Origin of the sequence: Pseudomonas juntendi, assembly GCF_009932375.1 — a bacterium.
Taxonomy (GTDB): Bacteria; Pseudomonadota; Gammaproteobacteria; order Pseudomonadales; family Pseudomonadaceae; genus Aquipseudomonas; species Aquipseudomonas juntendi.
On sequence record NZ_BLJG01000112.1, the window covers coordinates 23,725 to 31,623 of the forward strand.

General features: G+C 61.8%; 8 protein-coding genes. 5 read left to right on the forward strand and 3 right to left on the reverse strand.

Going from position 1 to position 7,899, the window contains the following annotated elements; genetic code table 11:
• Nucleotides 1-658 precede the first annotated feature (658 nt).
• Entirely contained in the window at nt 659-1,438 is a 780-nt protein-coding gene (gene yaaA, locus GYA94_RS15965; protein WP_054905661.1) for a peroxide stress protein YaaA, read from the reverse strand.
• 137 nt (nt 1,439-1,575) lie between these two features.
• Between yaaA and GYA94_RS15970 the strand changes: the two genes are divergently transcribed.
• From GYA94_RS15970 to moaE, 5 genes are all read left to right on the forward strand, one after another.
• On the forward strand, nt 1,576-2,703 hold the full coding sequence (locus GYA94_RS15970) for a polysaccharide deacetylase family protein (protein WP_110675613.1): 1,128 nt from the start codon (nt 1,576-1,578) through the stop codon (nt 2,701-2,703).
• Nucleotides 2,704-2,981: 278 nt separating this feature from the next.
• Nucleotides 2,982-4,376 (forward strand): PhoH family protein, encoded by a 1,395-nt coding sequence (locus tag GYA94_RS15975; protein ID WP_009684456.1) that lies wholly within the window; start codon nt 2,982-2,984, stop codon nt 4,374-4,376.
• 137 nt (nt 4,377-4,513) lie between these two features.
• The gene (gene moaC / locus GYA94_RS15980) at nt 4,514-4,984 is read left to right on the forward strand and encodes a cyclic pyranopterin monophosphate synthase MoaC (RefSeq protein ID WP_054912052.1); all 471 of its coding nucleotides are present in this window, start codon (nt 4,514-4,516) and stop codon (nt 4,982-4,984) included.
• Nucleotides 4,984-5,229, forward strand: a complete 246-nt coding sequence (gene moaD, locus GYA94_RS15985) for a molybdopterin converting factor subunit 1 (RefSeq protein ID WP_161892690.1) — start codon at nt 4,984-4,986, stop codon at nt 5,227-5,229. The genes moaC and moaD overlap by 1 nt, the downstream gene beginning before the upstream one ends.
• A 2-nt stretch (nt 5,230-5,231) precedes the next feature.
• Nucleotides 5,232-5,678 (forward strand): molybdopterin synthase catalytic subunit MoaE, encoded by a 447-nt coding sequence (gene moaE, locus GYA94_RS15990; protein WP_054912050.1) that lies wholly within the window; start codon nt 5,232-5,234, stop codon nt 5,676-5,678.
• Between the two features lie 161 nt (nt 5,679-5,839).
• Here the strand turns inward: moaE and rhlB are convergent, their stop codons facing one another.
• Together rhlB and GYA94_RS16000 are read right to left on the reverse strand one after the other, a co-directional pair.
• Nucleotides 5,840-7,291 (reverse strand): ATP-dependent RNA helicase RhlB, encoded by a 1,452-nt coding sequence (gene rhlB / locus GYA94_RS15995; protein ID WP_009684452.1) that lies wholly within the window; start codon nt 7,289-7,291, stop codon nt 5,840-5,842.
• Nucleotides 7,292-7,392: 101 nt separating this feature from the next.
• Nucleotides 7,393-7,899: alpha/beta hydrolase (locus GYA94_RS16000; RefSeq protein ID WP_161892691.1), on the reverse strand; the 507-nt coding region annotated here is incomplete at its 5' end.

Sequence of the window (7,899 nt, forward strand, 5' to 3'; positions counted from 1 at the left end):
TGAACGGGTTTTGTCTTGATGAAAGATTTCTAAATATTTATTAAGCTGCTGACAATTTCAATTTGATAGCACGCGCCGGTTTGCCCCCGATGTATCAAGGGCGAAACTGTTGCGAGATATTTTATTGCCAGCATCGGAAAATTTTTTTCAGATTTCGTCAGAAAAGGTACGAACGGTCGTACCGGCGCCGGTGTTTACACGCTGATGTAAGGTTTTTTTGGCGCCATAAAAATGACGATAATGAAGTCTCACCTTGCTGAACCTGCTCGGCCTGCTTGACCGCCGGTGCAGCGGCCGAGTCCTGATAAATGACATACGTGACAGCAACCAGTGCTGATCACCGTGCGGTCATGCGCAATCAGCTGATCGGTTTGTCTTTCAGCGTTTCAACTTGCTGCCGCGGGTGGATCATGCGAGTGCACATTACGCCGTATGGCGCGGCGAAGACGGCCAGCCGGCGAGGAGGGTATCGGTTACGGCAGGGGTGGCTTTGCCCGAGAGGTGGAAGCGATCATTTTGGAAAGCGGGTATGTACAGCTGCCCTGGAGGCGGTGGAGGCGAGCTCTGGCCTTGCCGGTGCTCGCGGCTTAAGCGGTTCCTGCGGGTGCCGCGTGGCGGTTGCAGGAACGGCTCAAGGCGCGAAGCGGTATCGGCGGGTCTACTCGCCCGGGTGATCGCGCAGAAACACCAGGTGATCTGGCTTGGATTGTTCGGCACTGTAGTAGTAACCCTGGACATCGAACTGCTTGAGCTGCTCTGGATCGTTGATGCGCTGCTCGATGACAAAGCGGCTCATCATGCCGCGGGCTTTCTTGGCGTAGAAGCTGATGATCTTGTACTGGCCGTTCTTCAAGTCCTTGAAGTCGACATTGATCACCCGCGCCTTGAGGGCGCTGCGTTTCACTGCGCTGAAGTATTCATTGCTGGCCAGGTTCAACAGCACGTCATCGCCCTGAGCGGCCAGGGCCTGGTTCAACCATTCACTGATGCGTGTACCCCAGAAGGCGTACAGGTCCTTGCCGCGGGCATTGGCCAGCTTGGTGCCCATTTCCAGCCGGTAGGGCTGCATCAGGTCGAGGGGGCGCAGCAGGCCGTACAGGCCGGAGAGCATGCGCAGGTGGTCTTGCGCGTAGCTGAAGTCGTCCTCACCCAGGGTTTCGGCAGCAAGGCCTGTGTACACGTCACCTTTGAACGCCAGCAGCGCCTGCTTGGCATTGGCTGGGCTGAAGTCCGGAGACCAGCTGCCGAAGCGTGCGGCGTTCAGGCCGGCGAGTTTGTCGGACAGGTGCATCAGCTCGCTGATTTGCGCCGGCGACAGGGTTCGCAGTTGCTGGATCAACACCTGGGAATCATCCAGGTACTGGGGCAGGGTGAAGCGCTCGGTTACCGGCGGGGTATCGTAGTCGAGGGTCTTGGCGGGGGAAATCACCGTCAGCATCGGGTCGGCTCCTGGCATCGTTGGCCTGGGATTCTACGGGCTGGGCGGTGCAAGTCCAAACTATGGTGACAATAGTCACAGACCATGGCCGGTTCTAACGCTATAGTTCGCGTTTTGCCGTGACGGAGCCTTTTACCGTGCGCATCGCCTTTGCCGCGCTGGCCGCGCTGTTGAGCCTGGCCGTGCAAGCCGCCCCCACAGCCCCGGTCAGTTTCGATCGCAGCCTGTGGCCCGAGCAACTGAACAGCCCGGCGTTGTTCGATGTGGCTTCGCGGGCGGAGATTCTGTCGTTCGCCCGGGTATTGCATGAAAGCGAGCTGCTCGATGATGCGACGCTGGCGGCGCGGCTGGGCTTGCGGCAGATCAACCTGCAGAAGGTTCGCCAACTGCGGGCGCGCATGTGGCAGCGGTTATGGGCAGGCTACCAACAGGCGCAACGCAGCTGCGAGCAGGATGCGTCGTTCTGCTATGCCGTTGAGTCCATGGCGGATCTACGCACCCAGGCGGCGACATTCGCCACCGATGTCGGCGCGTTCTATGCCGGGTGGGTAGAACCCAGCCACCAGTTCCACAGCCGCTACCTGGACGAACAGCTGCGCAAAGCTGCGCTGCTGCCCCAGACCAGCAGCGAGGTGGAGCGGCTATCTGCACGGGAGCTCGATGGTGAACGCCTGAACGATCGTATGTTCCTGCTGACCTTCGTCGGTGGCCCGGGGCCTGACGGCGGCAGTACCGACCTGCTGGCCGATTACCTGCGCCGGCAAAAGCTGGCGGGTACCTTCTTCGTGCTTGGCAACCGCCTGCAACAGCGCCGGGATGCCGGCATGCCGAACACCGTGGCCAGGCTTTATCGCGGCCAGTGCGTGGGTATACAGGGCTGGGAGTACCGCTCGCATGCACAGTGGGTCGATTGGCAGGACTCGCTGCGGCGCAGCCAGGCCCGCGTGCAGGCCGACCTGCCGGAGCAGTACGTGCCGCTGTTCCGCCCCCCTTACGGGCAACGCCGGGCCGATGGCGAGGCGTTCATGGCCAGCCAGCAGTTGCGGGTGTCGTTGTGGGATATCGACGCGCAGGATGACACTGCACTGACTGCCGAAGCCTCGGCGCAACGCGTGCTCACCCTGATGCTGTTGTGGCGCAAGGGTGTTATCCAGCTGCATGACAGCCTGCCCAAGGCGCAACCGGCGGTGGAGTGGTTGCTGCGCAGTACCGCCCAGAGCGGTATCGGCTGGGAAGATTGCCGGGCCTATGGGCACAGCGAATAGAGGTACCACTTCTGAGCGTAGTCGTGTCTGGGCCTGCCGCCAAGGCCTTATCGTCAATCGGAAAAATAAACTTCAAAAACACGTAAAAATGCTTTTTCCGGTCATGGCTTTTGCGGTATGAAGAAACCAGACAGCCGATCCCTGCAGCACAGGTGGCGTCATCCAGACCCTCCTGGCCAGGTTGCTCCCCGCCCGTAACAACGCGGATACGGGGACACGGCAGTCACTCTGCGGCGTAACAGACCACGCCGTGCGGCTTCGACATAAGGTGACCGAGTATGGATGACCAAGGACGCACCCCTTCCTCCAGCAAGCCAATCCTCTATGTGCTCGATACCAACGTCCTGATTCACGACCCCAACGCATTACTCAACTTCGAGGAGCATCACGTCGCCATCCCGATGACGGTGCTGGAGGAACTCGACAAGCTCAAGACCGGTAAACAGACCATCGCCGCAGAGTGCCGGCAGGCCATCCGCCTGATCGACCAGACCCTCGGGGACGCTTCGCCCAGTGATGTCGAGCAGGGCGTGCCGATCCAGCGCAACAAGAGTGGGGCCAAAGGCTTTCTTTCGATCCTGATGAGCCCACGCAACGAGCCTGGCAAGTTGTTGCCGGAGCACCTCAACGACAACATCATCATCAACACCCTGCTGGACGTTCGCAGCCGGCGCCCCGACCTGGACGTGGTGCTGGTCACCAAAGACATCAACATGCGCTTGAAGGCGCGCGCCTGCGGCATCGCATCCGAGGACTACAGCACCGACCAACTGGTCGATGACGTGTCCTTGCTGTCCAAGGGCTACCACTCGGTCAGCGGTTCGTTCTGGGACCGGGTCAGCAAGGTCGATACCCGCCAGGAGCGCGGCCGGACCTGGCATCGCGTGCACATGATCGACACCCTGCCAGCCGTTCACGTCAACGAGTTCATCATTGACGACCAGGGCTTCGTCGGCTGGGTGAAGGGCATCCGCGACGACGAGTTGCTGCTGCTCGACCTGCACCAGGAGCCACTGCTGCACCAGGAGGCCTGGGGCCTGAAGCCGCGGGACATCCATCAGAGCCTGGCGCTGTTCGCCTTGCTCGACCCGGACATTCACCTGGTCAACCTGACCGGTGCTGCCGGTTCCGGCAAGACCATCCTGGCCCTGGCAGCTGCCATTGAGCAGACCATGGTCAGCAAACGCTACCGGCGCATCATCGCCACCCGCAGCGTGCAGGGGCTGGACCAGGAGATCGGCTTCCTGCCGGGTACCGAAGCAGAGAAGATGGAGCCGTGGCTGGGCGCCATTACCGACAACCTCGAAGCCTTGCACATGGATGATGAAAGCACCCATGGCAGCGTCGAATACATCCTCGAGCGCGTGCCGCTGCAGTTCAAGTCGTTGAACTACATTCGCGGCCGTAGCTTCCAGCAGAGCCTGATCCTGATCGACGAGTGCCAGAACCTGACGCCGCACCAGATGAAAACCATCATCACCCGTGCCGGTTCCGGGTCCAAGGTGGTCTGCCTGGGCAACCTGGCGCAGATCGATACCCCCTACCTGTCCGCGACCAGCTCGGGCCTGACCTACCTGACCGAGCGCTTCAAGGACTTCCCCCATGGCGTGCACATCACCCTGCAGGGTGTGCCACGCTCGGTACTGGCCGAGTACGCCGAGTCGCATCTGTAAAACCCTGTCGCCGGGCAGCCCGCTGCCCGGCATCTCCACGAGCGTGTTCATACAGCGGCCAGACCTGCCGACACATACCTCTGCTCAAACCTGACCCACAGGTTTACACTGCAGGCTCCCTTCACAGGAGCAGAGCAGTGCTGACACATCTTGATTCCCAGGGGCGGGCCAACATGGTCGACGTCACTGAAAAGGCCGTGACCGAGCGCGAGGCCACCGCCGAGGCGCGGGTACGCATGTTGCCGCAGACCCTGCAGATGATCGTCGACGGTGAACACCCCAAGGGCGATGTGTTCGCCGTGGCGCGCATTGCCGGCATCCAGGCGGCGAAGAAGACCAGCGACCTGATACCGCTGTGCCACCCGCTGATGCTGACCAGCGTCAAGGTGGAACTCAGCGCGGAGGGCGAGGACGCGGTGCGGATCCTCGCCCGCTGCAAGCTGGCCGGGCAAACCGGTGTGGAAATGGAGGCACTGACCGCCGCTAGCGTGGCTGCGCTGACGATCTATGACATGTGCAAGGCTGTGGATAAAGGCATGGTCATCGAGCAGGTCCGCCTGCTGGAAAAGCTGGGCGGCAAGAGCGGCCACTACAAGGTACAGGCGTGATGAAAGTCAAAGTGATGTACTTCGCGCGTTACCGTGAGTTGCTGGGCGTGGATGCCGAGCGGATGGAGGGTGAGTTCAAGGTTGTCGACGATGTGCGCCGGGCATTGCTGGGCAAGGGTGGGCCTTATGAACTGCTGGCCGAACAGAACCTGATGTGCGCCCGCAACGAAGAACTGTGCAAGCTGGATGAGCCGCTGGAAGAGGGTGATGAAGTGGCGTTCTTCCCGCCGGTGACGGGGGGGTGAGCATGGCAGTGCGAGTGCAGGAACACGCGTTCGACCCGGGCGTCGAGACCAATGCCATGCATGCGGCCAACGTGGGGGTAGGCGCGGTGGTCGGCTTTGTCGGCTATGTGCGGGACTTCAATGATGGTCGCGAAGTGGCAGGCATGTTCCTTGAACACTATCCGGGCATGACCGAAAAGGCCCTGGCCAAGATCGTGGCCGAGGCCGAGCAGCGCTGGCCGTTGTTGAAAGTGCAGGTGCTGCACCGCATCGGTGCGCTGGAGCCGGGTGAGCCAATCGTGTTCGTCGGCGTGGCCAGTGCCCATCGGCAGGCAGCGTTCGATGCCTGCAACTTCATCATGGACTACCTGAAGACCCGGGCACCGTTCTGGAAGAAGGAAAATACCCAGGAAGGGCCGAGGTGGGTGGAAGGCAGGCAGAGTGACCTGGATGCCGCAGGGCGCTGGTAGTCAAGGCTGCGCCAGCCTTCTGTGGGAGCGGCCTTGTGTCGCGATAGGGCCGCACAGCGGCCCCGGCAATTGATGCGTTGAAGCTGAAATCCTGGGGCCGCTGTGCGGCCCTATCGCGACACAAGGCCGCTCCTACAGGGGGATATGTTCCCAACCACGGGTCAGTGATGCTTGCGCGGCACCGGCTTCAGCAGCTCATCCGGCGGCATTTCGCATTTGATCTTGCGCCCCAGCAGCTCTTCGATCGCCGGCAGCTGATACGAGTCATCTTCCCCGGCAAAGCTGATCGATACGCCATTGGTACCGGCACGGCCGGTACGGCCAATGCGGTGCACGTAGTCGTCCGGGTCCTCTGGCAGGGTGAAGTTGATCACGTGGCTGATGCCGTCGATGTGGATCCCGCGCCCGGCCACGTCGGTGGCGACCAGAACGGTGATGCGCCCTTCGCGGAAGTTCTCCAGGGTACGAATACGCTTGTGTTGCGGCACGTCGCCCGACAGTTGGGCGGCGTTGATGCCGTCGCGCACCAGTTTTTCCTCGATGCGCCGCACTTCGTCCTTGCGGTTGGCGAACACCATCACCCGTTCCCAGCGGTTCTGGGTCACCAGGTTGTACAGCAGCTTGTACTTGTCGCTGCCGGCCACCGCATAGACATGCTGCTCGACCGTTTCGCTGGCCACGTTCTCCGGTTCGATCTCGACGATGGCCGGGTTGGTGGTCCATTGCTTCGCCAGGTTCATCACGTCCTCGGTGAACGTGGCCGAGAACAGCAGGGTCTGGCGCTCGCTTTTGGGCGGCGTCTGGCGAATGATCTGGCGCACTTGCGGAATGAAGCCCATGTCGAGCATGCGGTCGGCTTCGTCCAGCACCATCACTTCAACCATGTCCAGGTGCACCTCGCCCCGCTGGTTGAAGTCCAGCAGGCGGCCCGGTGTAGCCACCAGGATGTCGCAGTGGCGCGCTTCCAGGGCCTTGAGTTGCTTGTCGAAGTCCATGCCGCCGACGAAGCTCATGACGTTCAGGCCGGTGTACTTGGTCAGCGCCGCTGCGTCCTTGGCGATCTGTACCACCAGCTCGCGGGTTGGCGCGATGATCAGTGCCCGCGGCTCACCCATGTAGCGCTCTTTGGGCGCAGGGGTCTGCTGCAACTGGGAAATGATCGAGATCAGAAATGCTGCGGTTTTGCCGGTGCCGGTCTGGGCCCGGCCGATGGCATCCTGGCCACGCAGGGTGTAACCCAGCACCTGCGCCTGGATCGGCGTGCAGTAGGGGAAGCCCAGGTCGTGAATAGCGTGCATCACCTCGCTGGACAGCTTGAAGTCGTGGAAGCGGGTCTTGCCCTCCTGCGGCTCGACCACGAAGTCTTCCAGTTTCCACAGGCTGGCCTGGGGCTTGGGCTTGCGCTCGCGACGTGGTTTGTCCTTGGCCGGCTTGTCGGCCACTGGCGTTGCGGCGACAGGCGATTCTGCCTTGGGGGTAGGGTTGGCGCGTGGGGCCGCCGGTTGCGCCTCGCTGGCGGGGGCCGGCGCAGGCGGCGTCACACTGGCAGCAGGAGCGGCGGCCTGTGGTGCAGCCTCTCCCTTGCCGAATATTTTCTTGAGTGCCTTGAGCACGATCGTCTCATCAACTGATTAAGGAATGTACGCCGGGCAGTGTAATGCAAGAATCGGGCGTGGCGTAGTGGAATAGCCTTACAACTACAGGCGGCCTTGGCTCATTGCAGTTGCTTTGCCAGCCAGTCGTGGATGTCGCTCAACTCTTCGACCACCACCTCGTGTTCCATTGGGTATTCGTGCCAGCGGGCAGCTACGCCCCAAGTGTTCAGGTACTCGAAGGCAGTGCGGCCCATGGCCGGGATCACCACCGGGTCGTGCACGCCATGCAGGCACAGGGCAGGGGTGCGTTGCTGGCAGGCACTGAGCTGGTGTTGGTCATTGAAGGTGGGGGCGTAGGTGGACAGGGCTATCACCCCACCCAGGGCCTCTTGCCACTTTATATAGGCAGTGTGCAACACCACGGCGCCGCCCTGGGAGAAACCGGCGAGGAAGATGCGCGACAAGCTGACGCCTTTGGCCTGCTCCGCCTTGATCAGCGCCACCACTTGCTCGGCCGACGCCTCCAGCTGAGCCTCGTCTATGGCGCGGGCCGGGGTCATGGCCTTGATGTCGTACCAGCTGGGCATGGCATAGCCGCCATTGATGGTCACCGGGCGGGGGGGTGC